24 protein-coding genes and 1 tRNA gene are annotated in these 24,505 nt (G+C 73.3%); 10 read left to right on the top strand and 15 right to left on the bottom strand.

Annotated features, from left to right (window positions below; genetic code table 11):
* Positions 1-5: 5 nt before the first annotated feature.
* The 5 genes from kdpA to BLU95_RS22870 form a co-directional block, all read right to left on the bottom strand.
* A complete protein-coding gene (kdpA, locus tag BLU95_RS22890) occupies positions 6-1,667 on the bottom strand; it encodes a potassium-transporting ATPase subunit KdpA (protein ID WP_093861678.1) in 1,662 nt (553 codons plus the stop codon).
* 1 nt (position 1,668) lies between these two features.
* A complete protein-coding gene (kdpF, locus tag BLU95_RS22885) occupies positions 1,669-1,758 on the bottom strand; it encodes a K(+)-transporting ATPase subunit F (RefSeq protein WP_037779658.1) in 90 nt (29 codons plus the stop codon).
* Positions 1,755-1,949: a hypothetical protein gene (locus BLU95_RS22880; protein WP_093861677.1), complete on the bottom strand. Its 195-nt coding sequence runs from the start codon at positions 1,947-1,949 to the stop codon at positions 1,755-1,757. The genes kdpF and BLU95_RS22880 overlap by 4 nt, the downstream gene beginning before the upstream one ends.
* 153 nt (positions 1,950-2,102) lie before the next feature.
* Positions 2,103-4,097, bottom strand: a complete 1,995-nt coding sequence (locus BLU95_RS22875; RefSeq protein WP_093865061.1) for an APC family permease — start codon at positions 4,095-4,097, stop codon at positions 2,103-2,105.
* A gap of 313 nt (positions 4,098-4,410) precedes the next feature.
* Positions 4,411-6,264: an APC family permease gene (locus BLU95_RS22870; RefSeq protein ID WP_093861676.1), complete on the bottom strand. Its 1,854-nt coding sequence runs from the start codon at positions 6,262-6,264 to the stop codon at positions 4,411-4,413.
* A 352-nt stretch (positions 6,265-6,616) separates the two neighbouring features.
* Here BLU95_RS22870 and BLU95_RS22865 point away from each other — a divergent pair, with 352 nt between their 5' ends.
* Positions 6,617-7,288, top strand: a complete 672-nt coding sequence (locus BLU95_RS22865) for an HAD family hydrolase (RefSeq protein ID WP_093861675.1) — start codon at positions 6,617-6,619, stop codon at positions 7,286-7,288.
* A gap of 178 nt (positions 7,289-7,466) precedes the next feature.
* Here BLU95_RS22865 and BLU95_RS22860 read toward each other — a convergent pair.
* A tRNA-Tyr gene (locus BLU95_RS22860) sits at positions 7,467-7,547 on the bottom strand.
* Between the two features lie 215 nt (positions 7,548-7,762).
* On the opposite strand from BLU95_RS22860, the gene BLU95_RS22855 reads away from it, so the two are divergent.
* Positions 7,763-8,251, top strand: coding sequence for a YajQ family cyclic di-GMP-binding protein (locus BLU95_RS22855; protein ID WP_093861674.1), 489 nt, complete (start codon positions 7,763-7,765; stop codon positions 8,249-8,251).
* A gap of 206 nt (positions 8,252-8,457) precedes the next feature.
* Here the strand turns inward: BLU95_RS22855 and BLU95_RS22850 are convergent, their stop codons facing one another.
* A complete protein-coding gene (locus tag BLU95_RS22850; RefSeq protein WP_093861673.1) occupies positions 8,458-9,081 on the bottom strand; it encodes a hypothetical protein in 624 nt (207 codons plus the stop codon).
* A 206-nt stretch (positions 9,082-9,287) separates the two neighbouring features.
* The gene (locus BLU95_RS22845) at positions 9,288-9,839 is read right to left on the bottom strand and encodes a hypothetical protein (protein ID WP_197698610.1); all 552 of its coding nucleotides are present in this window, start codon (positions 9,837-9,839) and stop codon (positions 9,288-9,290) included.
* Positions 9,840-10,381: 542 nt separating this feature from the next.
* Here BLU95_RS22845 and gadC point away from each other — a divergent pair.
* The 6 genes from gadC (at position 10,382) to mug (ending at position 16,853) form a co-directional block, all read left to right on the top strand.
* Positions 10,382-11,830 (top strand): glutamate/gamma-aminobutyrate antiporter GadC, encoded by a 1,449-nt coding sequence (gene gadC / locus BLU95_RS22840; protein ID WP_231978824.1) that lies wholly within the window; start codon positions 10,382-10,384, stop codon positions 11,828-11,830.
* Positions 11,827-12,261, top strand: a complete 435-nt coding sequence (locus tag BLU95_RS22835) for a hypothetical protein (RefSeq protein ID WP_093861671.1) — start codon at positions 11,827-11,829, stop codon at positions 12,259-12,261. The genes gadC and BLU95_RS22835 overlap by 4 nt, the downstream gene beginning before the upstream one ends.
* A gap of 31 nt (positions 12,262-12,292) precedes the next feature.
* Positions 12,293-13,645 (top strand): dipeptidase, encoded by a 1,353-nt coding sequence (locus BLU95_RS22830; RefSeq protein ID WP_093861670.1) that lies wholly within the window; start codon positions 12,293-12,295, stop codon positions 13,643-13,645.
* Positions 13,646-13,829: 184 nt separating this feature from the next.
* On the top strand, positions 13,830-14,948 hold the full coding sequence (locus tag BLU95_RS22825) for an aminopeptidase P family protein (protein WP_231977744.1): 1,119 nt from the start codon (positions 13,830-13,832) through the stop codon (positions 14,946-14,948).
* 154 nt (positions 14,949-15,102) lie between these two features.
* Positions 15,103-16,173, top strand: a complete 1,071-nt coding sequence (locus tag BLU95_RS22820) for a phosphatase PAP2 family protein (RefSeq protein ID WP_093861668.1) — start codon at positions 15,103-15,105, stop codon at positions 16,171-16,173.
* A 35-nt stretch (positions 16,174-16,208) separates the two neighbouring features.
* The gene (gene mug / locus BLU95_RS22815; RefSeq protein WP_197698820.1) at positions 16,209-16,853 is read left to right on the top strand and encodes a G/U mismatch-specific DNA glycosylase; all 645 of its coding nucleotides are present in this window, start codon (positions 16,209-16,211) and stop codon (positions 16,851-16,853) included.
* A 3-nt stretch (positions 16,854-16,856) separates the two neighbouring features.
* Here mug and BLU95_RS22810 read toward each other — a convergent pair whose 3' ends face one another.
* Entirely contained in the window at positions 16,857-17,771 is a 915-nt protein-coding gene (locus BLU95_RS22810; protein WP_093861666.1) for a LysR family transcriptional regulator, read from the bottom strand.
* A 131-nt stretch (positions 17,772-17,902) separates the two neighbouring features.
* On the opposite strand from BLU95_RS22810, the gene BLU95_RS22805 reads away from it, so the two are divergent.
* Positions 17,903-18,919 carry an NADP-dependent oxidoreductase gene (locus BLU95_RS22805; RefSeq protein WP_093861665.1) on the top strand — a complete coding sequence of 339 codons (1,017 nt, stop codon included), beginning with the start codon at positions 17,903-17,905 and terminating at the stop codon, positions 18,917-18,919.
* On the opposite strand, the gene BLU95_RS22800 is transcribed toward BLU95_RS22805, so the two are convergent.
* Complete coding sequence (locus BLU95_RS22800) at positions 18,916-19,767, bottom strand: sigma-70 family RNA polymerase sigma factor (protein ID WP_093861664.1); 852 nt, start codon at positions 19,765-19,767, stop codon at positions 18,916-18,918. The genes BLU95_RS22805 and BLU95_RS22800 overlap by 4 nt on opposite strands.
* 75 nt (positions 19,768-19,842) lie before the next feature.
* Here BLU95_RS22800 and BLU95_RS22795 point away from each other — a divergent pair, with 75 nt between their 5' ends.
* Complete coding sequence (locus tag BLU95_RS22795; protein WP_093861663.1) at positions 19,843-20,511, top strand: FMN-dependent NADH-azoreductase; 669 nt, start codon at positions 19,843-19,845, stop codon at positions 20,509-20,511.
* Between the two features lie 49 nt (positions 20,512-20,560).
* Here BLU95_RS22795 and BLU95_RS22790 read toward each other — a convergent pair whose 3' ends face one another.
* The 5 genes from BLU95_RS22790 to ctaD form a co-directional block, all read right to left on the bottom strand.
* A complete protein-coding gene (locus BLU95_RS22790; protein ID WP_093861662.1) occupies positions 20,561-20,962 on the bottom strand; it encodes a YccF domain-containing protein in 402 nt (133 codons plus the stop codon).
* A gap of 133 nt (positions 20,963-21,095) precedes the next feature.
* Positions 21,096-21,284, bottom strand: coding sequence for a hypothetical protein (locus tag BLU95_RS22785; RefSeq protein WP_162497194.1), 189 nt, complete (start codon positions 21,282-21,284; stop codon positions 21,096-21,098).
* Between the two features lie 43 nt (positions 21,285-21,327).
* Positions 21,328-22,290: a M48 family metalloprotease gene (locus tag BLU95_RS22780; RefSeq protein WP_093861660.1), complete on the bottom strand. Its 963-nt coding sequence runs from the start codon at positions 22,288-22,290 to the stop codon at positions 21,328-21,330.
* 10 nt (positions 22,291-22,300) lie between these two features.
* The gene (locus BLU95_RS22775; protein WP_093861659.1) at positions 22,301-22,756 is read right to left on the bottom strand and encodes a BlaI/MecI/CopY family transcriptional regulator; all 456 of its coding nucleotides are present in this window, start codon (positions 22,754-22,756) and stop codon (positions 22,301-22,303) included.
* Between the two features lie 35 nt (positions 22,757-22,791).
* On the bottom strand, positions 22,792-24,486 hold the full coding sequence (ctaD, locus tag BLU95_RS22770; RefSeq protein WP_093861658.1) for an aa3-type cytochrome oxidase subunit I: 1,695 nt from the start codon (positions 24,484-24,486) through the stop codon (positions 22,792-22,794).
* Positions 24,487-24,505 lie beyond the last annotated feature (19 nt).

The following is a 24,505-nucleotide window of genomic DNA, read 5'->3' as shown; positions in this document are numbered from 1 at the left end:
CGACATCAGGAGAGACCTTCCGCGATCGGCCCGAGAGCCAGGGCCGGGAAGTAGGTGAGGCCGACGACGATCAGGACGACGCCCGACAGCAGGCCCACGAACAGCGGCTTGTGGGTGGGCAGGGTGCCCGGGGTGGCGGGGACCGGCTGCTGCTGGGCGAGCGCGCCGGCCAGAGCCAGGACGAAGACCATCGGCAGGAACCGGCCGAACACCATCGCCAGACCGATCGCGGTGTCGTACCAGTCCGTGTTCACCGTGATGCCGGCGAACGCCGAACCGTTGTTGTTGGCACCCGAGGTGAACGCGTACAGCACCTCGGAGAAGCCGTGGGCGCCGGAGTTCAGCATCCCGGCCCGCTCTCCCGGCAGCGCCATGGCGACACCGGTGCCGACCAGCACCAGGGTCGGCGTGGTCAGGATGTAGAGGGAGGCGAACTTCATCTCCCGGCCGCCGAGCTTCTTGCCCAGGTACTCCGGGGTGCGGCCGACCATCAGACCGGCCACGAACACCGCGACGATCGCCAGCACCAGCATCCCGTACAGGCCCGAGCCCACACCGCCGGGCGCGATCTCGCCCAGCATCATGTTGAACATCGTCAGCCCGCCGCCGAACGCGGTGTACGAGTCGTGGAAGGAGTTCACCGCACCGGTCGAGGTCAGCGTCGTCGAGGCCGCGAACAGGCTGGACGCCGCGATGCCGAACCGCTGCTCCTTGCCCTCCATCGCCCCGCCCGCCGACTGCAGGGCGGTTCCCGCGTGGTGCGACTCGGCCAGGGTCAGCAGGGCCACCGAGGCGACCCAGAACAGGCCCATCACCGAGACGATCGCGTAGCCCTGGCGGTTGTCCCCGACCATCCGGCCGAAGGCCCGCGGCAGCGCGAACGGGATCACCAGGATGAGGAAGATCTCCAGGAAGTTGCTCAGCCCGGTCGGGTTCTCGAACGGGTGCGCCGAGTTGGCGTTGTAGAAGCCGCCGCCGTTGGTGCCCAGCAGCTTGATGACCTCCTGCGAGGCCACCGCCCCGCCCGGGACCGACTGCGGGTCGCCCGCCAGCGTGGCCACCTCGTGGAAGCCGTGGAAGTTCTGCACCACGCCGGTGGCCACCAGGGCCAGCGCGAACACGATCGAGACCGGCAGCAGCAGCCGGACCGCGATCCGGGTGAGGTCCACCCAGAAGTTGCCCAGCCGGTCGGTGCGGTTGCGGGTGAAGCCCCGGATCAGGGCGGCGACCACCGCGATGCCGACGGCGGCGGAGACGAAGTTCTGCACCGCCAGACCGGCCATCTGGGCCAGGTGCCCCATCGCGGCCTCGCCGCTGTAGGACTGCCAGTTGGTGTTGGCCACGAAGGAGATCGCGGTGTTCCACGCCTGGTGGCCGGACATCTGGTCCACGCCCAGACCCAGCGGCAGCCACTGCTGCACCCGGATCAGCGTGTAGAGGAAGAGGACGGACACCGCCGAGAACGCCAGCACCGAACGCAGGTAGACCGGCCAGCGCTGGTCGGCGTCGGCGTCCACGCCGATCACCTTGTAGAGGGCCTTCTCGGCTCTCAGGTGCTTCTTCGAGGTGAGGGTGTGGGCGATGTAGTCACCCAGGGGGCGGTAGCACAGGGCCAGCGCGCCCACCAGGGCGAGGACCTGCAGCCAGCCCGCGAGAGTCGAACTCATGTCAGAACTTCTCCGGGTAGATCAGCGCGAGGACGAGGTAGCCGACGAGGGCCACCGCCACGATGAGACCTGCGACGTTCTCTGCGCTCACAGCTTCTCCACCCCCCGCGCGATCAGGGCGATCACGCCGAACACGGCGACCGTGACGACGACGTAGATGAGATCGGACATGGACTCCACCACGGTGGTTCGGAGGTGGCCGCGGCCCGCGTTCAGGTGCCGGCACGGCGCGCCGGCGGAGAGGCCGGCAAGGCCCAGCCAACCGCGCTCACGGAGCGTCAACGGCGTTCTTGACGCCCTCCATACGGCGCCCGTTCGATTGTTGACGGGCTCCATACGGGGCCTTGTCCGGGCTGTGACCGGGCCCGTTCCGGACATGGCGGGGCCCCGGTCAGCAGGGTGCTGTCCGGGGCCGCGTGCGTCCTCGACCGGCGCCTACGCGTGTTCGGGGGCCTGCAGCTTCTCCCGCTCCCGCCGCACCACGGGCTCACCGCGCCGGACCGCGCCCGGGGCCCGTCCCGAGGGCCGGTCCGCCCGGTTGGAGGAGGTCAGCTGCCACGGCACGCTGATCACCATCACCCCCGGGGTGAACAGCAGCCGGCTCTTCAGCCAGAGCGCCGACTGGTTGTGCAGCAGGTGCTCCCACCAGTGACCGACCACGTACTCCGGGATGAACACCGCCACCGCGTCCTGCGGGCTGGTCCGCCGGTAGTCCCGCACGTACTGGACCACCGGCCTGGTGATCTCCCGGTACGGCGAGTCCAGCACCTTCAGCGGCACCGGCAGGGCCAGTTCCTCCCAGCGGCGTTCCAGTTCCCCGGTGGCCTCCGGCTCGACCGCGACCGTGAGCGCCTCCAGCGAGTCCGGCGCGAACGCCTGCGCGTAGCCGACCGCCCGCAGGGTGGGCTTGTGCACCTTGGAGACCAGCACGATGCCGTGCACCCGGGACGGCCGCACCGACTCGGCCTCCGGGTCGTCCACCGCCAGTTCCTCGGCGACGCCGTCGTAGTGCCGGCGGATGCCGCGCATCATCACCCACAGCACCGCCGCCGCGACCACGGCCAGCCAGGCGCCCTGGGTGAACTTGGTCAGCAGCACGACGACCAGCACCAGCGCGGTGGTGACCGCGCCGAAGAAGTTGATCACCCGGGAGCGCTGGGCGGCGCCCCGCACCGCCGGGTCGGTCTCGGTGGCCAGGGCCCGGTTCCAGTGCTTCACCATGCCGATCTGCGACAGCGTGAAGGAGGTGAAGACGCCCAGGATGTAGAGGTGGATCAGGCTGGTGACGTCGGCGTCGTACAGCCAGAGGAGGCCGCCGGCCACCACCGCGAGCGCGATGATGCCGTTGGAGAAGGCGAGCCGGTCGCCGCGGGTGTGCATCTGCCGGGGCAGGTAGCGGTGCTCGGCCAGGATCGAGGCCAGCAGCGGGAAGCCGTTGAACGCCGTGTTGGCGGCCAGGATCAGCACCAGCGCGGTGACCGCCTGGATGAAGTAGAAGAGGACACTGCCGTCCCCGCCGAGGATCGCCGCGGCCAGCTGGGCGATCACGGTCTGCTGCGGCGCGGTCGCGCAGTCCCCCGGGAAGCCGGTGAGGTGGCAGGCGTTGTCGGCGATGTGGACCTCGGAGATCAGCGCCAGCGCGGTGATGCCGATGAACATCACCACCGCCGTGGTGCCCATCACGGCCATCGTCGCGGCGGCGTTCCTCGACTTCGGCGCCCGGAACGCCGGCACGCCGTTGGAGATCGCCTCCACCCCGGTCAGCGCCGTGCAGCCGGAGGCGAAGGCGCGCAGGCCCAGCATCAGCAGCCCCAGCCCGGCCAGGGTGTCCTTGCCGTCCTCCGGCACGATCCCGTACGCGGCACTGGCCGCCACCGGGGCGTCGCCGAGCGCCACCCGGACCAGCCCGGTGACCACCATCAGCAGGATGCCGCCGATGAACAGGTAGGTCGGCGCGGCGAAGGCCTTGCCGGACTCCCGGACACCGCGCAGGTTCACCGCCATCAGCAGGACGACGAAGCCGACCGCCAGCTCCACCCGGTGGTCCGCCAGCGAGGGCAGCGCCGAGATGATGTTGTCGACGCCGGAGGCCACCGAGACGGCGACCGTCATCACGTAGTCGACCAGCAGCGAGGCGGCCACCACCAGGCCCGAGTTGGCGCCCAGGTTGCGCGACACCACCTCGTAGGAGCCGCCTCCGCTGGGGTAGGCGTGCACGACCTGGCGGTAGGACATCACCACGACCGCCATCAGCGCGACCACGCCGGCCGCGACCCACGGGGTCAGGTTGAGGAAGGCGGCGCCACCGACGGTGAGCACCAGCAGGATCTCCTGGGTCGCGTAGGCGACCGAGGAGAGCGGGTCGGAGGCGAAGATCGGCAGGGCCAGGCGCTTGGGGAGCAGCGTCTCGCCGAGCTCCTCGCTGCGCATGGCCCGGCCGATCACTAGGCGCTTGAGCGCCTGGGGCAGGTTGAACACATGGGCGAGCGTAAGGGCGCACACCGGGCGCGCAATGGGCCGTCATGGCGTGCGCGGGACGCCCCGCACGCCCGAGCGGCGGGATGTTTCCGCAGGTAGGAGCCGCTATGGGTGGGGCGTTCCGGGCGGGACGGAGGCATTTCGGCGGGCTGCCGGAGGGCCGTTAAGACATCGTCAAGATATGACGATCGGCTCGCTTACATCCGGACATAAGATGCCAATTCACCCGGCACCAATCCCCCCCCCGCACGGGCTCCGGCCCTCGTCACATCCGCATCCGGAGCCGGCAGACCACCGCGTCGGTGTGCCGGCGCAGGGCCCGGTCGATGACGGCGCCCCGGCGGTTCTGCAGCGCGCGCTGCCAGGGCCGGGCCGGCTCGACCTCGGGGATGAGGACGGTGAGGCGGTCGTAGGCGTGCTCGGCGGCGAGCCCGTTCACGAAGTCCGCGATCGGCTGCCCCAGCCGGCGGTGGCCGTCCGGGATCTCCACCAGCGGGACGCCCGGGGCCCACAGCTCCCAGTCCCGGCGCAGCGTCTCGGTCTCGGCGCGGTCGTGGACGACGGTGACGGCCATCACCTCGTCGCCGAGGGAGAGGGCGGCGGAGAGGCCGTCGCGGGTGAGTCGGGTGATCGCGGTGACCGGGACGACGACCAGGCTGCGCTGCGGGGTGAGCGGGCCGGGGACGCGGCCGAGTTCCAGCCGCTCGCCGATCCGGGCGTAGCCGCGGTGGACCGCCTCGAAGAGCAGCACCAGCAGGGGCAGGGCCAGGCAGATGCCCCAGGCGCCCTCGGCGAACTTGGTGCCGGTGACGACCAGGGCCGCGGTGCCGGTGAGCAGCGCGCCGAAACCGTTCAGCGCGGCCCTGGCCCGCCAGTGGGCCGGCTTCTCCAGCGCCCAGTGCCGGACCATGCCGACCTGGCAGATCGTGAAGCCGACGAAGACGCCGATCGCGAAGAGCGGGACCAGGCTGTTGACGTCGCCGCCGGAGGCGACCAGCAGCACGGCCGAGACGGCGGCCAGGAACAGCACGCCGTGGCGGTGCACCTGGCGGTCGGCGCGCAGGGCGAAGACGTGCGGCAGGTGGTTGTCGCGGGCCAGCAGGTGCAGCAGGACGGGCAGGCCGCCGAAGGAGGTGTTGGCGGCCAGGCCGAGCAGGACGACGGTGGCGCACTGGACGACGTAGAAGCCGGCGCCGTGGCCGAGCGAGGCGTCGGCCAGCTGGGCGAGCACGGTCACGCCCTCGACCGGCTGCAGGTGGAAGCGGCCGATCAGCACGGCCAGTCCGATCAGCATCACGCCGAGCAGCGCGCCGAGCACGACCTCGGTGCGCTGGGCGCGCTTCACGCCCGGCGCGCGGAAGGACGGGACGGCGTTCGCCACCGCCTCCACGCCGGTCAGCGCCGAGCAGCCGGCCGCGAAGGCCTTGAGCAGCAGCAGTGCGCCGACCGCCGTGGCGTTCTCCGTCAGCACCGAGGCGTGCCCGGCGGCCGCCTCGGTACTCGCCGGCGCGTCCCGGAACAGGCCGACCACGACGATCGCCAGGATCGACAGCACGAAGACCGCCGTGGGCGCCATGAACCAGCGGGCGGACTCGGCGATCCCGCGCAGGTTCACCGCCGTCACCAGCGCCAGCACGCCCAGGCAGAGCCAGACCCGGTCCTCGTACAGGCCCGGGACGGCGGAGGTCAGCGCCGCCACACCGGCCGTCACCGAGACCGCGACGTTCAGCACGTAGTCGATCACCAGGGAGGCTGCGGCCGTCAGCGCCGTCCGCCGGCCCAGGTGCGCCTTCGCCACCGCGTAGGAGCCGCCGCCGTCCGGGAACGCCGCGATCACCTGCCGGTAGGAGGCCACCAGCACCGCCAGCAGCACCGCGATGGCCACTGTGACCGGCAGGGTGAACCCGAGCCCGTACGCCCCCGCCGCCGCGAGCACCAGCACGATCGACTCCGGCCCGTACGCCACCGAGGCCATCGCGTCCAGGGAGAGCGCCGCCAGTCCGCCGGGCACCGTCAGCCGGTGCCGGTCCTCACCGCCCGCGTCGGGCGGCGCGGCGCCGGTGCCGGGCGGCTCGGGCTCGGCGGCGAGGGCCGGGGGGAGGGCGAGGGGGCTGGGCATCGGACGGGACCTCCGCAGTCGATCGGTGATCCGATCCTGCGGGCCGCGCGGCGGCGCGGGCACTGGTCCGAACGGCTCCTTGACGCCCTCCGGCCGGCTCCTGACGGTTCTTTGACGGTCCGGGGCGACCGGCTTGGGCGGGGTGGGCGGACCGCTGTCCCGGCGGGCGCCGGTTGGGAAGACGATCAGCTGCGAAGGAGGACTCCCGGCGCGCTTCCGCACGACCGGGACTGCTCTGCGGAGTAGCCGAAACGGTCCGGCCCCACCCTGCTCCACCACTGTGCTGCCTGCCACAGGTAATTGCAAGTCATTCGCAATAAGTCGGACTCCGGCGATCCGCTACTCTCCGCACATGTACACCCACTCCCCGCCACCGCCTCTGCTCCTGGTCGACCTGGACCACACGCTGGTCGAACGCGAGGGCGGCCCCGACGCCTGGACGCCGGCCTTCTGCGCCGCCCACGGCCTGCCGCCCGAGGCCGCCCCCACCGTCTTCGCGCTCCTCCGCGCCGACCGCTCCCCCACCGGCTTCGCCCGGATCGCCGCCCACTACGGCCTCCCGCGCACCGGCGCCGACCTCTGGGAGGAGCACGTCGCCCACGAGGCCGCCCGCACCCACCCGCTCCCCGGCGCCCCCGAGGCCCTCGCCGCCCTGCGCGCGGCCGGCTGGCCCATCGCCGTCGTCACCAACGGCTGCACCGACATCCAGCGCGCCAAACTCGCCCGCACCGGCCTGCTCCCCGCCGTCGACGCCGTGGTCGTCTCCGAGGAGGCCGGCGCCCGCAAACCCGAGCCCGCGATCTTCCACCTCGCCGCCGCCCGCCTCGGCCGCACCCTCGGCCCCGCCGACTGGATGGTCGGCAACAACCCCGCCACCGACCTCCGCGGCGCCCACGCCGCCGGCCTCCGCTCCATCTGGATCACCCCGACCCCTCCCCCACCCCTCCCACCGGCCCACCCCACCCCCACCCACACCGCCCCCGACACCCCCGCCGCCGCCACCCTCCTCCTCGCACCCCCCTGACCCGGAGGCCGGCCGCCGACCGAAGAACCCCGACCGCCCCGAACCCGAACCCGGAGCACCCCCACCACCGACACCCCACCCGACCGCTTCCCGCGACACCCCACGCCATCAGCACCCGGACAACGAAAAGAGCCCCTGCCACGCGTTTCCGCATGACAGGGGCTGCTTCTCTATCCTGTGGCTGGTGCAGGGTTCGAACCTGCGTAGCTTGCGCGACAGATTTACAGTCTGCTCCCTTTGGCCGCTCGGGCAACCAGCCAGGATGTTTGTCTTCCGGGGCTTGCCCCGTTCGACTGGGTAAACCTTACCCGATGCCGGGGGGTGGTTCGCCACCCGGTTCCGCGGGGCCGGACGGGCGGGTGCGGTGCGGGCGTCCCGGGCGGGGTCGGGGGTCGGCTGGATAGGCTGGGACGGCGGACGCCCGGTGGGGCGGGCCGTGTCAGTGCAGCCAGAACATCAAGGAGACCAACACCCATGGCCGACTCCAGTTTCGACATCGTCTCGAAGGTCGAGTGGCAGGAGGTCGACAACGCGATCAACCAGACCTCCCGCGAGATCTCCACGCGCTTCGACTTCAAGAACGTCGGTGCCGAGATCAAGCGCTCCGGCGAGACGATCGAGATGAAGGCCAACGGCGAGGAGCGCGTCAAGGCGATCCTGGACGTGCTCCAGAGCAAGTTCATCAAGCGCGGCCTGTCGCTCAAGGCGCTGGACGCCAAGGAGCCGCAGCTGTCCGGCAAGGAGTACAAGATCTTCGCGGACATCAAGGAGGGCATCTCCCAGGACGATGCCAAGAAGGTCGCGAAGATCATCCGGGACGAGGGTCCGAAGGGCGTCAAGGCCCAGGTCCAGGGCGACGAGCTCCGGGTGACCTCGAAGAGCCGTGACGACCTCCAGACCGTGCAGGCCCTGCTCAAGGGCAAGGACCTGGACTTCGCGCTGCAGTACGTCAACTACCGCTAGGCACGGGCCGCTGCCGGGGCGGCGACCGGGCGAGGGCGCGGTGACGGGGACAGCCCCGTCACCGCGCCCTCGTCGTGCTCCCCGGTCGCGCTCCGCCCGTCGGCGGTGGAGGTCCGGGCAGCGGGCGGCCCCGGCCGGAAGCCCTGGGTGGGCTTCCGGCCGGGGCTGTCGTCAGCCGGTCGCCGTCAGCCGGTCGGTGGTCGGCGTCAGCGGGTGGCGGCGGCTGCCGCCACCGCGTCGCCGAGGGCCTTGGTCCGGGACTCGAGGGTCGCCAGCTGGTCCGCCAGGGAGGCCGGCGGGGCCGGGACGGCCGGGGTGACCGCGGTCGGGGGTGTCACGGTCGGCGGCGGGGTGGGGAGGGTCGGGAGGGTGGGCGGCGTCGGGAGCTGGCCGAGCAGCCCCTGGAGGGTGCTCTCCAGGGAGGCCAGGAGTTGCTGGACGACGCCGAGGTCGACCCCTCCGAGCAGGGCGGGGACCGCCGAGAGCAGGCCGCCGACGAGATCGAGCACGCCGCCGAGGGCGGAGGTCGGGTCGGGGGCGTCGGCGGGGAGCGCCGGGGCGGCCGGCAGGCCCGGGGCGGCGGGAGCCGCCGGGATCCCCGGTGCCGCGGGGAGATCCGGCAGGGCGGGCAGGGCGGGGAAGCCCGCCGGCAGCATCGGGGCGTTGGGGGGCGCCGGGACTGCGGGGAGGCCGGGGACGGTCACGGGGGTGATGGAGAAGGTCGTGCGGTGGGGGGCGTCGGCTCCGTTGCCGACGGCGGCGGAGGCTGTCGCGACCGGGGTCAGCGCGAGGGCTGCGGTCAGCGCGGCGGCCGTCCAGGTGGTGCGCATGGGGGATGCTTTCCTCTCGGTACAGATCGGGCGTCAGGCCTGATTCGGAGATCGGGCGTCATGCCTGACCTGATTCACACCGTGGGGCAGCCCCCTTGGCCCAGCCACCGCGTGTACGCCGAACGGTGCACGACACGCGGTGACACGCGACGACACGCGGCGGGTGAGTGGGTGCGTGGGTGAGAGGTCGTCCGGCCGGCCGGGCGTCAGCCGCCGGACACCCAGGAGGCCGTGGCCCGGTGGGCCCCGAGCCCGACCGCGTCGAACTCGTCGCGGGCGTCGTCGCCCTCCCCCACCCGGGCGCCGAGCCGCCGCAGGGCCTGGGAGATCGGACTGCCCTCGGGCGGGAAGGGTTCGAACTCGCCGCTGGTGACGGGGCCGACGTCGAGCCGGCCGTCGGCCCAGACGGCGGCGCGCTGGGTGCCGGTGCCGCCGAAGTAGTCGGCCTCGACGCAGGCGATCGGCGCGGCCTTGGACCAGGCGGCGAGCCGGCGTTCGAGGCCGTCCGGGAACCAGTCGAACGGCACCGGGCCGGAGGCGCGCGGAGCCGCCGGGGCGGACGGTGCTCCCTGGGCGGACGGGGCTCCCGGGGCCGGCGGAGTCCCCTCGCCGCCGCGGAAGGCGGCCAGGAACTCGGGGGTCGCCGGTATCAGTGCCAGCCCCTGGGCGAGCGGCCGCGGGCGGGCGGCCGGAACCTCGGCGGCCGCCACCGCGACCAGCTCCGCCGGGCCGATCAGCGCCTGAAGTTCGTATGACATTCAGTCATCCTGAACCATGGCACCGACAGTCCGCCCGGCGTTTACGATTCCGTGCCCGGCCCGCCGTCGTTCCGGGAGCCGACGGCCGGGGAGACGGCCGGAGGCCGCGCGGGAAACGGGGCCACGAACGGGACCTGAGCCGGGTCCCGAACCGGACCGGAGGCGGACCCCGAACCGGACCGGAGGCAGGCCCCGGACGGGACCGGAGGCGGGTCCCGAACCGGACCGGACCACCACCCTCCTGACCACCGCTCACCCGGCCGGACGCACGCCGCATGCGGCCGCATCGCCAACCGGGTGAACTGGCCGGGTACGGCCCGCCCCGGGGCCACACCCCGGACCAGTGCTGTCGGGCCACCCCAGGAGGACCCATGAGTTCCATGGACATACCGTCGTCCGGCCGGGGCAGTCCCGGCACAGGCGCACCCCTCGGCGGCACCTCCGGCGGAGGCACCCCCGGCGGCGCACCGGACGGCCCGTCGCAGCGGTCGGCCCGCGAGCGCAGCGGCTCGGTGGCCACCAGGATCGCCAATGCGCCCCGGATGTCCTGGCTGACGCTCGCCCTGATGACCACCAGTTCGGTGGCCAGCCTGCGCGCCGCGCCCACCATGGCGGTCTACGGCCTCGCCTGCGTCTTCCTCTACCTGCTCCCGGCGATCGTCTTCCTGCTGCCGACCGCGCTGGTCTCGGCCGAGCTGGCGTCCGGCTGGGAGGGCGGCGTCTACCGCTGGGTGTCGGAGGGCCTGTCGAAGCCCCTCGGCTTCCTCGCCGTCTGGTGCCAGTTCGCGATGACGATCTTCTACTACCCGTCCCTGCTCGCGTACGTGGCCTCGACCATCGCCTATGTGGTCAACCCCGCGCTGGCGAGCAACGGCCTGTACACCGCGATCGTGATCATGGTGCTCTACTGGGCCGGCGTCTGGGTGTCCTCCCGGGGCACCAAGGCGGTGGCCGGGCTCTCCTCCATGGGCCTGGTCATCGGGACGCTGATCCCCGGCACGCTGCTCGTCGTGCTCGGCATGGTCTTCCTCGGCCAGGGCAACCAGTCCGCCGCGCCGATGAACGCCTCGCACATCTTCCCGCAGTGGACCGGCCTGGCCAGCCTGGTGCTGATCGTCAACAACTTCCTCAGCTACTCCGGCATGGAGATGAACGCGGTGCACGTCTCCTCGCTGCGCGACCCCGCCAAGGAGTTCCCGCGCTCGATGTTCACCGCCTCGGGGATGGTGCTGGCGATCTTCATCCTCCCGGCGCTGGCGATCAGCTGGGTGGTGCCGTCCGCCGAGCTCAGCCTGACGGCCGGCGTGATGCAGGCCTTCGACGCCTTCTTCCAGTACTTCCACATCGGCTGGCTGACCCCGGTGATCGCGGTGGCGCTGGTCGCCGCCTCGCTCGGCGGCATGCTCACCTGGCTCGCCGGGCCGTCCAAGGGCCTGCTGCTGATCTCCCGCCAGGAGGGCTACCTCCCGCCGTTCCTGCAGCGGCTCAACAAGGAGGGCATCCAGCAGAACCTGCTGGTCACCCAGGGTGTGGTCACCACCGTGATCGCCCTCGCCTACGCGCTGATCCCGAACGTCTCCAGTGCCTACTGGGTCTTCTCGGTGATCACCACCCAGGTGTACCTGATCGTCTACCTGCTGATGTTCGCCGCGGCGATCCGGCTGCGCCGCACCCAGCCCGACCACCCGCGCGGCTACCACGCCCCGGCGCTGGTCCCGATCGCGGTCACCGGCCTGGTGGCCTCGGCGGCGGCGATGGCGATCGGCTTCGTACCGTCCTCGCAGTTCGGCAGCGGCTCGGTCTGGTCGTACGTGCTGATCGTCGGCGGCGGACTGCTGGTGCTGGGCCTGTTGATCCCGTACCTGTTCCTGCGGCTGCGCAAGCCGGAGTGGCGCTCGCCCGAGGCACAGGCCGAGCTCGCCGCCCAGGAGGCCGCCGAACTCGGCGGGGCGGGGGCGGACGGCCCCCGGAACGACGGAGGTGCGGCATGACCGGCATGATGGCCTCCCGGCACCGCTGGATCTACCTCGGAGCGATCGTGCTGCTGGTCGGCATGCTGATCACCGGCCTGCTCACCTACACCCAGCTGCACCAGACCAACGAGGCCAACCGCAAGGCGGAGCAGCTGAGTTCGGCGCTGAGCGCGGCCGGCTACCCGGTGCCCACGCAGAACCAGATCGTGCACACCCTGGGCGAGGACGGCGGAGCCGTCTGCGAGGACCCTGCCGACGCGCTGAAGCAGGCCCAGTGGAAGTACGGCATGTCCAACGGCGCGGCCGGCCCGGGTCAGCGCCCGGTGCTCTCCGACCGCGAGGTGGTCTTCGCCGAGTCGATCGTGCTCTCGGTGTACTGCCCGGACAAGCTCGCCGCCATCAAGGACAAGATCGCCGACCTCAAGCTCGACGACACCGTCCGCAACTGACGCCCGGCCCCAGCTCCCGCAGGAGACCCCCATGACCGACGAACTCGCCCGCCGGATCGCCGACCTGATGCCGCGCGCCAAGGCCGACCTCGCCGAACTGGTCGCCCTCCCCTCCGTCGCCGACCCGCGCCAGTACCCGCCCGAGAACTGCCGCCGGGCCGCGGAGTGGGTCGCCGCGGCCTTCACCGAGGCCGGACTGCGCGACGTCCACCTGGAGGAGACCCCGGACGGCAGCCACGCCGTGGTGGGCCACCGCCCGCCGCCGCCCGGCGCGCCGACCGTCCTGCTCTACGCCCACTACGACGTCCAGCCCCCGCTCGACGACGCCGCCTGGACCTCCCCGCCGTTCGAGCTGACCGAGCGCGACGGCCGCTGGTACGGGCGCGGCACCGCCGACTGCAAGGGCAACATCGTCATGCACCTCACCGCGCTGCGGGCCCTCGGCGACGACCTCCCGGTCGGCCTCAAGCTGGTCGTCGAGGGCTCGGAGGAGCAGGGCACCGGCGGCCTGGAGGCCTATGTGCCGCCGCACGCGGGCGAGTTGCACGCGGATGCGCTGCTGGTCTGCGACACCGGGAACGCCGCCGTCGGCGTCCCCACCGCCACCACCTCGCTGCGCGGTCTGGCGAACGTGGTCGTCACCGTCTCCGCGCTCGGCGGCGACATGCACTCCGGGATGTTCGGCGGCCCGGCCCCGGACGCGCTGGCCGCGCTGATCCGGGTGCTCGACTCGCTGCGCGACACCGACGGCGGTACCCGGATCGACGGGCTGGACTGCACCGGAACCTGGGCCGGGGTCGGCTACGACGAGCAGCAGTTCCGCACCGACGCCGGCGTCCTGGACGGGGTCCGGCTGACCGGCTCCGGCACCGTCGCCGACCGGCTGTGGGCCCGGCCCGCCGTCACCGTGCTCGGCATCGACTGCCCGCCCGTGGTGGGGTCCGCCGCCGCGATCCCGGCCACCGCCCGGGCCCGGGTCAGCCTGCGCGTGCCGCCCGGGACCGACCCGGGCACGGCCAGGGACGCGCTCACCGCCCACCTGGAGGCCGCCGCGCCGTGGGGCGTGCGGATCGAGGTGGCCCCGGAGAGCACCGGTTCGCCGTTCCGCGCCGCCACCGGCGGGCCGGCGTACTCCGCGCTCGACAAGGCGATGCAGGAGGTCTACGGACGGCCGATGTCCTTCCTCGGCCAGGGCGGCTCGATCCCGCTCTGCAACGTGTTCGCCCAGGCCTTCCCGGAGGCGGAGATCATCCTGATGGGCGTCGAGGAGCCGCGCTGCCTCATCCACGCGCCCAACGAGAGCGTCGACCCCACCGAGATCGAGCACATGGCCAACGTCGAGGCGCTCTTCCTCCGGCACTACGCCGACTCGCACCGGCCGTGACGCGACGGCGCCGCCCGTGACCACCCCGCACCGACCGCCGCCCGCATCCGTGCCCGCGCCCGTACCCGCACCCGTGACGAACACGCACCACCCGTGCTGGAGTTGACGCGCAACCGGCCCGCCCGTCGACCGCACCGCACCGCACCGTCAGGAGACCCGCATGCCCCCGCCTGGAGAGTCCCGCATGCCCCGCCCCTTCACCGCCGAGGACTACCGCACCCGCCTCGACCGGGCCACCGCCGCCGCCACCGCCGCCGGACTCGCCGGACTGGTCGTCGCCCCCGGCCCGGACCTCGTCCACCTGACCGGCTACCGGCCGACCGCGGTCACCGAACGGCTCACCGCCCTCGTCCTCACCGCCGGACGCGAGCCCGTGCTGATCGTCCCCGCCCTGGAGCGCCCCGACGCCGAGCGGGCCGAGGGCGCCCCCGCCGTCCGGCTGCTCGACTGGACCGACGGCCAGGACCCGTACGCCACCGCCGTCCCGCTGCTGGACCCGGCCGGGCGGTACGGCGTCTCCGACAACACCTGGGCGATGCACCTGCTCGGCCTCCAGTCCGCCCTGCCGGGCGCCGGCTGGACCTCGCTCACCGAGACCCTGCCGATGCTGCGCGCGGTCAAGGGACCGGACGAGCTGGAGCGCCTCGCCGCGGCCGGCGGCGCCGCCGACGCCGCCTACCGGGGCATCCTGGAGGTGGAGTTCGCCGGCCGCCGGGAGACCGACGTGGCCGCCGACCTCAGCGCGCTGCTGATCCAGTACGGGCACAGCCAGGTCGACTTCACCGTGGTCGGCTCCGGCCCCAACGGCGCCAACCCGCACCACGAGGCCGGCGAGCGGATCATCGAGGCCGGCGACACCGTCGTGCTGGACTTCGGCGGCCTCAAGGACGGCTACGGCTCCGACACCACCCGCACCGTGCACGTCGGCACCGATGTGCCGGACGAGGTGCGGAAGGTCCACGACGTCGTCCGGCAGGCCCAGCAGACCGCGTTCGAGGCCGTCCGGCCCGGCGTCGCCTGCCAGGAGATCGACCGGATCGCCCGCCGGGTCATCACCGAGGCCGGGTACGGCGACTACTTCATCCACCGCACCGGGCACGGCATCGGCATCACCACGCACGAGCCGCCGTACCTGGTCGAGGGCGAGCAGCAGCCGCTCGTCCCCGGCATGTGCTTCTCGATCGAACCCGGCGTGTACCTGCCGGGCCGGTTCGGGGTGCGGATCGAGGACATCGTCACGGTCACCGAGCAGGGCGGCCGACGGTTCAACAACACCCCGCACGAGCTCGGCATCGTGTCCTGACGCCGGCGCGGGAGACCGGAACCCCGGGAGCCCCGGGACCACCCGGTCGGCCGTCGCCGCACTGCACCAACCGGGGCAATTCTGAACCCTTCCTGAACGGACCGGACGTTCGCACCGAGAGTTCTCCAAGAATGCCTTGCTAGCTTCGACCGGCATGACCAGAATGCTCCGCCCGGCGCCGCCCACCCCGTCCGCGAGCGCCGGGCGGCTGCGTCCGGCCACCGGTCCCCGGAGCGGCCGGCGCACCGGCGCCGCCGCCCGCCTCCGGCTGCTGGCGTGGCCGCTCTACCTCGCCGCCCTGCTGTGGTACCTGCGGGCCTACGGCCTGCCGTACACCAATGACCTGGTCTTCCTGTGGCTGATCGGCGCGCTGGTGGCCGCCGGTGTGCACAGCGGCCACGGTCCCCGCGGCTTCCTGCTGGTGCTGCGCGACTGGGTCCCGGTGATGGCCGTCGTCTGGACGTACTCGCTGCTGCGGGGCTACGGCGCGCACACCCCCTGGGGCCCGTACCTGTGGCCGCAGCAGCGCGCCGACGAACTCCTCGGCTTCGGCGAGACCCTGACGGTCCGGCTCCAGCACGGGCTGTACACGCCCGGCGCGCCGCACTGGTACGACTACGCCGCGGTCACCGTCTACATGTCGCACTTCTTCACGGTCTTCGTGGTGCTCGCGGTGCTCTGGCGCCGCCGCCACGACCGGTTCCGGCACCTGCTCACCTGCTACCTGGTGCTGACCTTCGCCGGCTTCGCGACCTACATCCTCTACCCGGCGGTGCCGCCGTGGCTGGCCTCCCAGGAGGGCCACCTGCCGGCCCTGACCCGGGTGGTCTCGGACGTGCTCGGCCAGAGCGGACTGCCCCGGGCCGCCTCGGTGTTCGAGAACGGCAGCCAGTTCGCCAACGACGTCGCGGCGATGCCCTCGCTGCACTCGGCGTACCCGGCGATGCTGCTGTTCTTCTTCTGGCCGACCGCCACCCGGTGGGTGCGGGCGCTGCTGGTCGCCTACCCGCTCGCGATGACCTTCACCCTGGTGTACGGGGCGGAGCACTTCCTGGTGGACGTCTTCGTCGGCTGGGCGTACGCGGCGGCGGCGGTGTACGGCGTGCGGTGGCTGCGGGAGCGGCGGCGGACCAGGTCGCTGGCGGCGAGCGGGCCGGCTCCGGTCCCCGCGGCGGCGGAGGCGGGCGTCCGGGCCACGGCCGGCACCGGCAGACTGGACCCGTGACCCACAAGCCCACCAGGAACCCCGCGCCGGGCGCGGTGGCCAAGCCGACCGCCGAGCAGCTGCTCGCCGCCCGTGACAGCACGATCGAGGACATCACCGCCCCCGGTCTGCGCGTGCTGTTCTGCGGCATCAACCCCGGGCTGTGGTCCGGCGCCACCGGCCACCACTTCGCCCGGCCCGGCAACCGCTTCTGGCCCGCGCTGCACCGCTCCGGCTTCACCCCGCGGCAGTTCCGCCCGGACGAGCAGCGGCAGTTGCCCGGCCTCGGCCTCGGCATCACCAACGTCGCCCCGCGCGCCACCGCCAAGGCCGACGAGCTGACCGCCGAGGAGCTGCGCGCGGGCGGCGCGGCGCTCGCCGAACGGGTGCTGCGACTGCGGCCGCGCGCCCTGGCGGTGCTCGGCATCGGCGCCTACCGCACCGCCTTCGGGCGGCGGACGGCGTCGATCGGACGGCAGGAGCAGGGCATCGGCGACACCGCCGTCTGGGTGCTCCCCAACCCCAGCGGTCTCAACGCCCACTACACCCTGGACGCGCTGGCGGCGGAGTTCGCCGGGCTCCGCGCGGCGCTGGACCGCGCGGACGGCCCGGCGGAAGAGCCGCTGGAGGAGCCGGCGGAGGAGTTGGCCGACGGCCCGGCGGAGGACCGGTCCGCCGGGCCGGCGGACCGCCGAGCCTGAGCCTCAGGCCGCCGTCAGCCCCTCGGGCAGGGCCCCGCCGCGCAGCTCCCGCAGCTCCCGGACCAGCGCCCGCACCGCCGCCGTGCCCGCGAGCTCCGGCGTCGTCACATACCCGACGTACCGGCTCGGCGGGTTCGGGCCGAGGTCGGTGACGGCCAGCCCGGGCGGGGCGCCGAGCAGGGCGGTCCGGGGCATGATCGCCATCCCCAGGCCCTGGGAGACCAGCGAGACGGCCACCGTGTCGTCCTCGACGTCGATGGTCGAGGGCGGGATCCAGTCCTGCCGGCCCCACCAGTCCCGGGTGTAGGAACCGCAGTTCTCGTCCCAGTCGACCAGCGGCAGCCCGCGCGGCGCCGGGTGCCCCGCTGGGTGCGCGAGCGCGTAGGTCTCCTCGAACAGCCGGGCCGCGACCAGGCCGGGCACGGGCGGCGGCGCGGCGGGGTCGAGGGTCGCGAGGCCGAGGTCGGCCCGGCCGTCGGCGACCTCCCCCGCGGTGCCCCGGCCGATCTCGCGGACGATCCGCACCCGCGGCGTCAGCCCCGGGTGCCGTGCGGTCAGCCGGGCCAGGACCGGTGGCAGCAGATGGGCGGCGACGCTGCGGAACGCGGCGATCCGCAGCGTCCCGGTGACCTCCCCGGCCCGGTCGCCCGCACCGGTCGCCCGCACCTCCGGGCCCATCACCGCCAACAGCCGCAGGATCCGCCGGGCGTACGCGACCGCCCGCTCCCCGGCCTCGGTGGGGCGCGCGCCGTGGCGCCCGCGCTCGAACAGCACCGCGCCGAGCTTCCGTTCGCAGGCGCGCACGGCGTGCGAGACGGCGGACTGGCTGCTGTCCAGGCGCGCGGCGGCGGCCGTGAAGCCCTGCTCCTCGGCCACGGCGACCAGGACGCGCAGTTCGTGCGGGGCGAGATCGGTCATGCGGGCGACGCTACCGGATCCATCGATTCCGTTCATGGAACCGCTCCATCCATCGACGGCGGCCCCTGCCCGGCCGCCCACCGGCTCCCTACGGTGATCTTCACCGCCCCGTTCGCACCCCTGGAGCCCCCGTGTCCCGCCCCACCGCCCGCGTCGTCCACCTCGTCTCCCGCCCGACCGGCGAGCCCACCGCCGACAACTTCGCCTTCCTCGACGAGACCGTCCCGCCGCTCGCCACCGGCGAGGCCCTGGTCGAGAACATCCACCAGTCCGTCGACCCGTACATGCGCGAGGAGATGGACGCGACCGGCGGCTGGCGGCTGCACGCCCCGCTGGAGGGCCGCACCCTGGGCCGGGTCGTCGAGTCCCGGACGCCCGCGCTCCCGGTCGGCACCCTCGTCCACCACCGCCGGGCCTGGCGCACCCTCTCCGTGGTCACCCCGGACGGGACCACCGTCCTGCCGGACTTCGCGGGCGTGCCGCTCAGCGCCCACCTCGGCATCCTCGGCGGCACCGGGCTGTCCGCCTGGGTCGGCCTGACCCGGATCGCCCGGCTGCGGCCCGAGGAGACGCTCTTCGTCTCGGCGGCCGCGGGCGGCGTCGGCACCGCCGTCGGCCGGATCGCCCGGCTGCTCGGCGCCGGCCGGATCGTCGGCAGCGCCGGCTCCGCCGCCAAGGTCCGTCACCTCACCGAGCACCTCGGCTTCGACGCCGCCTTCGACTACCACGAGGCGCCGATCACCGACCGGCTGCGCGAAGCCGCCCCGGACGGCCTGCACGTCTACTTCGACAACGTCGGCGGCGACCACCTGGAGGCCGCCGTCGACGCCCTGCGCGAGGGCGGCCGGATCGCCTGGTGCGGGGCGGTCGCCCAGTACAACAGCCTCCAGGCGCCGCCGCCCGCGCCGCGCAACCTCTTCGACGTGGTCGGCAAGAGCCTGCGGTTGGAGGGCTTCCTGGTCCGCAACCACCTCGACGCCCGGCCCGAGCTGTACGACTTCCTCGTCCCGCACCTGCGCTCCGGCGCCGTCCGCCCGGACGAGACGGTCGTCCGGGGCTTCGAGCACGTCGTCGACGCCTTCCTCGGCATGCTCAAGGGCGCCAACACCGGCAAGATGATCGTCCAGCTCGCCGACGAGCCGCGCTAGCGCGCGTCCCCGCCGGGCAACGAGAGCTCCAGCGCCGCCAGCCGCGCCGGGTCCGCGACCACCTCGAACCCGGCCACCCGGCCGTCCGCGACCTCGAACCGCAGCAGCAGCCGCAGCCGCCCGTCCGGCGCGATCGCCGCACAGACCTCGCCGTCCACCAGCACCGGCACCGCGAACCGTGCCCGCCGCCCGATCACCCGGGTCTCCCGGGCCACCGCCCCGGCGCCGCGCAGCAGCACCGGCCGCCCGGCGGGCAGCGCGGCCGGGTCGGCCCGGCGCACCACGTCCGGCGCGAGCACGGCGAGCAGCGCGTCCAGATCACCCCCGCGGGCGGCGGCCAGGAACGCGTCCACCACCTCGCGCTCCGCCGTCCCGTGCTCCGCGTCCGCCCCCCTGACCCGCTGCCGGGCCCGGCTCGCCAGCTTCTTCGCGGCCGCCGTGTTCCGCCCGACGATCGGCCCGATCTCGTCGAACGGCACCGCGAACCCGTCGTGCAGCACGAAGGCGACCCGCTCGGCCGGGCCCAGCCGGTCCAGCACCACCAGCATCGCCCGCCCCACCTCGTCGACCAGCTCCGCCTCCTCCTCCGGCCCGTCCACCGCCGCCTCGACCACCACCGGCTCGGACCGCCGCCCCCGCAGCACGTCCAGGCAGATCCGCGACACCACCGTGGTCAGCCACCCCGGCAGGTTCTCCAGCTCCGCCGGGTCCACCCGCTCCAGCCGCAGCCAGGCCTCCTGCACCGCGTCCTCGGCCTCCGCCGTCGACCCGAGCATCCGCCGCGCCACCGCCCCCAGCCGCGCCCGCTCGGCCTCGAACCGCACCGCCAGTTCCTCGCGCCCGTCCATCGGTCACCTTTCCGTCCGCGCCCTCGTCACGGGACTGACGATGCCCACCCCCCGAAGGTGACCAGGAGCCCTCCCATGCCCGCCTTGCTCCACCTCGACTCCAGCGCCGGCCCGCTCGAGCACTCCGTCAGCCGCCGTCTCACCGCCCGCTTCGCCCGCGCCTGGCAGGCCCGCCACCCGGACGCCGACTACCGCCACCGCGACCTCGCCGCCGACCCCGTCCCACTGATCGGCCCCGGCTACGCCTCCCTCGGCATCCGCGTCGAACGACACGGCGCCCCCGTCCCGCTCGCCGACGTCCCGTCCTTCGCCACGACCCCGTCCGAGCACCACGAGTGGTCCCTGACCCACCCCCTGATCACCGAACTGCACGCCGCCGACACCCTGCTGCTGGGCGTCCCGATGTACAACTTCACCGTCCCCGCCGCCCTCAAGGCGTGGATCGACCGGATCACCTTCCCCGGCGCCCACACCGGCCGCCTCACCGCCACCCGCGTCGTCGTGGTCGCCGCCCGCGGCGGCGGTTACGGCCCCGGCACCCCGCGCGAGCCCTTCGACTTCCAGACCCCGTACCTGCGCGCCTGGTTCACCGAGCACCTCGGCGTCCCGGACGCCGGCCTCCGCTTCGTGCACGCCGAACTCACCCGCGCCACCGACATCCCCGCCCTCACCCCCTACCGCGACCTCGCCACCACCTCCCTCGGCACCGCCCGCACCACCCTGACCGCCCTCGCGCGCGCCTGAACACACCGAAGGGCCGGCGGGAGCACCCGCCGGCCCTTCTCCACGCTCGCTACCGCCCGCCCCAGGGCTCGTCCGTCGAGACGATCTCCCGCCCCAGCGGCATCAGCGACACCGGGATGAGCTTGAGGTTCGCCCAGCCGAACGGGATCCCGATGATCGACAGGAACAGCGGAATGCTGGTGACCAGGTGCATCAGCGCCAGCCACCACCCCGCGAACACCAGCCAGATCACATTGCCGACGCACGAGGGCGCCCCGGCGTCCGGCCGCTCCACGGCCTTCCGCCCGAACGGCCAGATCACGAACCCGGCCAGCCGGAACGACGCGATGCCGAAAGGGATGGTGATGATCAGGATGCAGCAGATGACACCGGCGATCACATAACCGATCGCCATCCAGATGCCGCAGAAGATCAGCCAGATCACGTTGAGAACGAAGTCGATCACCTTCATGTCCGGCACCCTCTCACGCGCGACGACCGGCCCCTACGACCCAGATGCCCGCCGAGCTGCGTGTCTACGCGCCCGGGAACCGCATCTCAGGGACAACTCGGGGGCCGCGCCTCGGGGTGCGGACGCGGGGCGGTCAGCGCTTCCGGGCGCGGTGCTCCCTCAGGAGGGCGGTGAGGCGGGCCGGGTCGGCGGCGCCGTTGAGCTCGGCGAGCAGCGCGTCGGGGCAGAGCTCGTAGTGGTCGCCCCACCAGCGGCCCGCCTTGTTGTCCCGGATCCGGTAGCCGCCGGGGACGCCCCGGGCCACGTAGCGACGTCCAGCCATGGACCGGACGGTAGACCGGGGGCCGGGCCGGGCGCCACCGGATTCAGAGCGGGGTGACGGCCTTGAGGATGAGCAGCAGGGCGACGGCGGCGTTGAGGGCGGAGAGGGCCGAGGCCGCGGTGCCGAGGGCGGCGACCAGGGCGGCGAGGCCGGCGGGGGTGCGGGCGGGGGGCCAGTTGCGGGCGGTCGGCACGGGGCCGAGGAGGGCCGCGACCCGGCGGGGGACCGGGCCGGGGGCGGGGCCGGGGGCGGCGAAGGCGGGGAACACCGTGTAGGCGGCGGGGGCCGTGCGCGCGGCGAGGGCGGCCCGGGCGACGGCCCGCGCGGTGACCCGGCGGTCGCCGACGGCCTGCGCGGACTCCTCGTCGGCCCAGCGCTCCGCGCTGTAGGCGACGGCCCGGTGGAGCGGCCGCAGGAACGGGTTGACGCAGCCGGCCAGCTGGGTGGCCAGCAGGTGGCGGTGGTGCCGGTGGGTGAGGTGGGCGCGTTCGTGGGCGAGCAGCGCGGCCCGCTCGTCCTCGGCCAGGCCGTCGAGCATGCCGGTGGAGACGACCACCCGCCCGGGCGAGCGGGGCGAGCCGGGCAGCGCGTAGGCGTACGGCGCCGGGTCGGGGAGCAGCGCGACGTCGGAGGCGGCGGGCAGGGCCCGGCCGAGGGCGCGCCGGGCGCGGGCGCGGATCCGCAGGTGCCGGACCAGGGTGCGGCCGACCGCGAGCAGGACGACGGCGAGGGCGAGCAGCGCCGCCGTGCCGACCGTCTCGTGGCAGGGCAGGGCGTCCCTGACCTCGGGGTCGGACCAGCTGTCGGGCAGCGGGTTGCCGGGGAGCTGCGCGGTGCCGACGACGCCGATCAGGCCGAGGCTGACCGCGCTGCACAGCGCCATCACGATGCTGAACCCGGTGAGCAGCCGGGCGGCGCCGCGCGGGTGGAGGTGCTGCTCGGTGAGACGGGCGATGGGCAGCGCCGTCAGCGGCAGGACGAGCGGGAGGAAGACGAAGAAACCCACGGTGAGGAGGTCAGCCTTCGCGGTCGGGGGCCGGGGCGATGGCGCTGTCGAGCAGGGTGCGCAGCAGTTCCTCGTCGTGCGGGAGCAGGGCGGTGACGAAGCTGGCGAGCACGGCGTCCCGGTCGGGTTCGCCGTCCAGGACGCGGCGCATCCGCAGGGCGGCGAGGCCGGCGGCGTCCGAGGATGCCTGCCAGAGGTAGGAGCGGCCGGCGCGGGTCCGGCTGACGGCGCCCTTGGCGTGCAGCCGGGAGAGGATCGTCATCACGGTGGTGTAGGCGAGGTCGCCGTCGAGGCGTTCCTGGACCCAGCCGGCGGTGGCGGGGCCGGGTGCGTGCTGGAGCACCGCCAGTACCTGGGCCTCCAGTTCGCCCTGGCCGCGCCGCCGGGCCCGCGGGTCGCCGGTCACCGGGTCGCCGGCCACCGGGGCGTTGGTGTCCTCTGCGGTGTCCGCGGTGTCCTCTGCCATGCGGTCATCCTAACGAGCGGGCGTGGGGCCGGGAATCAGCGCTGTGGTTCGCGGACGTTCCGCTGTCGGTCGAGTGCGGCGATCCCGGGGTGGTGGAGGTCGAAGGCGGGCGATTCGGAGCGGATCCGGGGCAGGGTGGTGAAGTTGTGCCGGGGCGGCGGGCAGGAGGTGGCCCATTCCAGCGAGCGGCCGTAGCCCCACGGGTCGTCGACGGTGACCCGCCGCCCGTTCCGGGCGGTGTGCCAGACGTTGTACAGGAACGGCAGGGTGGAGATGCCGAGCAGGAAGGAGCCGATGCTGGAGACGGTGTTGAGGGTGGTGAAGCCGTCGGTGGCGAGGTAGTCGGCGTAGCGGCGGGGCATGCCTTCGGCGCCGAGCCAGTGCTGGACCAGGAAGGTGCTGTGGAAGCCGGTGAAGAGGGTCCAGAAGTGGATCCGTCCGAGCCGCTCGTCGAGCATCCGGCCGGTGAACTTGGGCCACCAGAAGTGGAAGCCGCCGAACATCGCGAAGACCACCGTCCCGAACACCACGTAGTGGAAGTGCGCGACGACGAAGTACGAGTCGGAGACGTGGAAGTCGATCGGCGGTGCGGCCAGCAGCACCCCGGTGAGGCCGCCGAACAGGAAGGTGACCAGGAAGCCGACCGTCCACAGCATCGGGGCCTCGAAGCTGAGCGAGCCCCGCCACATGGTCCCGATCCAGTTGAAGAACTTCACCCCGGTGGGGACCGCGATCAGCATCGTCATGACCGCGAAGAACGGCAGCAGCACCTGTCCGGTGACGAACATGTGGTGCGCCCAGACGGTGATCGACAGGCCGGTGATGGCGATGGTCGCGGCGATCAGGCCGCTGTACCCGAAGACGGGTTTGCGACTGAACACCGGGACGATCTCGGTGACGATGCCGAAGAACGGCAGCGCGATGACGTAGACCTCGGGGTGCCCGAAGAACCAGAACAGGTGCTGCCAGAGCAGTGCCCCGCCGTTGGCCGCGTCGAAGGCGTGGGAGCCGAACCGCCGGTCGGACTCCAGGCAGAGCAGCGCGGCCGCCAGGACCGGGAAGGCGAAGAGCACCAGGACGGCGGTGAGCAGGGTGTTCCAGACGAAGATCGGCATCCGGAACATCGTCATCCCGGGCGCGCGGAAGCAGACGATCGTGGTGACGAAGTTGACCGAGCCGAGGATGGTGCCGAAGCCGGAGAAGGCCAGGCCCATGATCCACAGGTCCGCGCCGACGCCGGGGCTGTGCTCGGCGCTGTTGAGCGGCGCGTAGGCGAACCAGCCGAAGTCGGCCGCGCCGTCCGGGGTGAGGAAACCGAGGACGGCGATCAGCGAGCCGAACAGGTAGAGCCAGTAGGCGAGCGCGTTCAGCCGGGGGAAGGCGACGTCGGGGGCGCCGAGCTGCAGCGGCATGATCCAGTTGGCGAACCCGGCGAACAACGGGGTCGCGAACATCAGCAGCATGATCGTGCCGTGCATGGTGAAGAGCTGGTTGAACTGCTCGTTGGAGAGCAGTTGCAGCCCGGGGCGGGCCAGCTCGATCCGCATCAGCATCGCCATCAGCCCGCCGAGCAGGAAGAACACGAAGGCGGTGGTGAGGTAGAGGGTGCCGATCCGTTTGTGGTCGGTGGTGGTCAGCCAGCCGACCAGGGCCCGGCCGCGCCGGCGGCGGGCGGCGGCGCGGCGCCGTTCCGTCCGCGGGGAGCGCGAACGGCGTGGGGGCTGCTCCACGGGGTCCTTCGGCAGAAGA

This window comes from Streptomyces sp. TLI_053 (assembly GCF_900105395.1).
Lineage (GTDB): Bacteria > Actinomycetota > Actinomycetes > Streptomycetales > Streptomycetaceae > Kitasatospora.
Note: the sequence above shows the minus strand (reverse complement) of the source record. Positions and strands in the feature narration are given on the sequence as shown.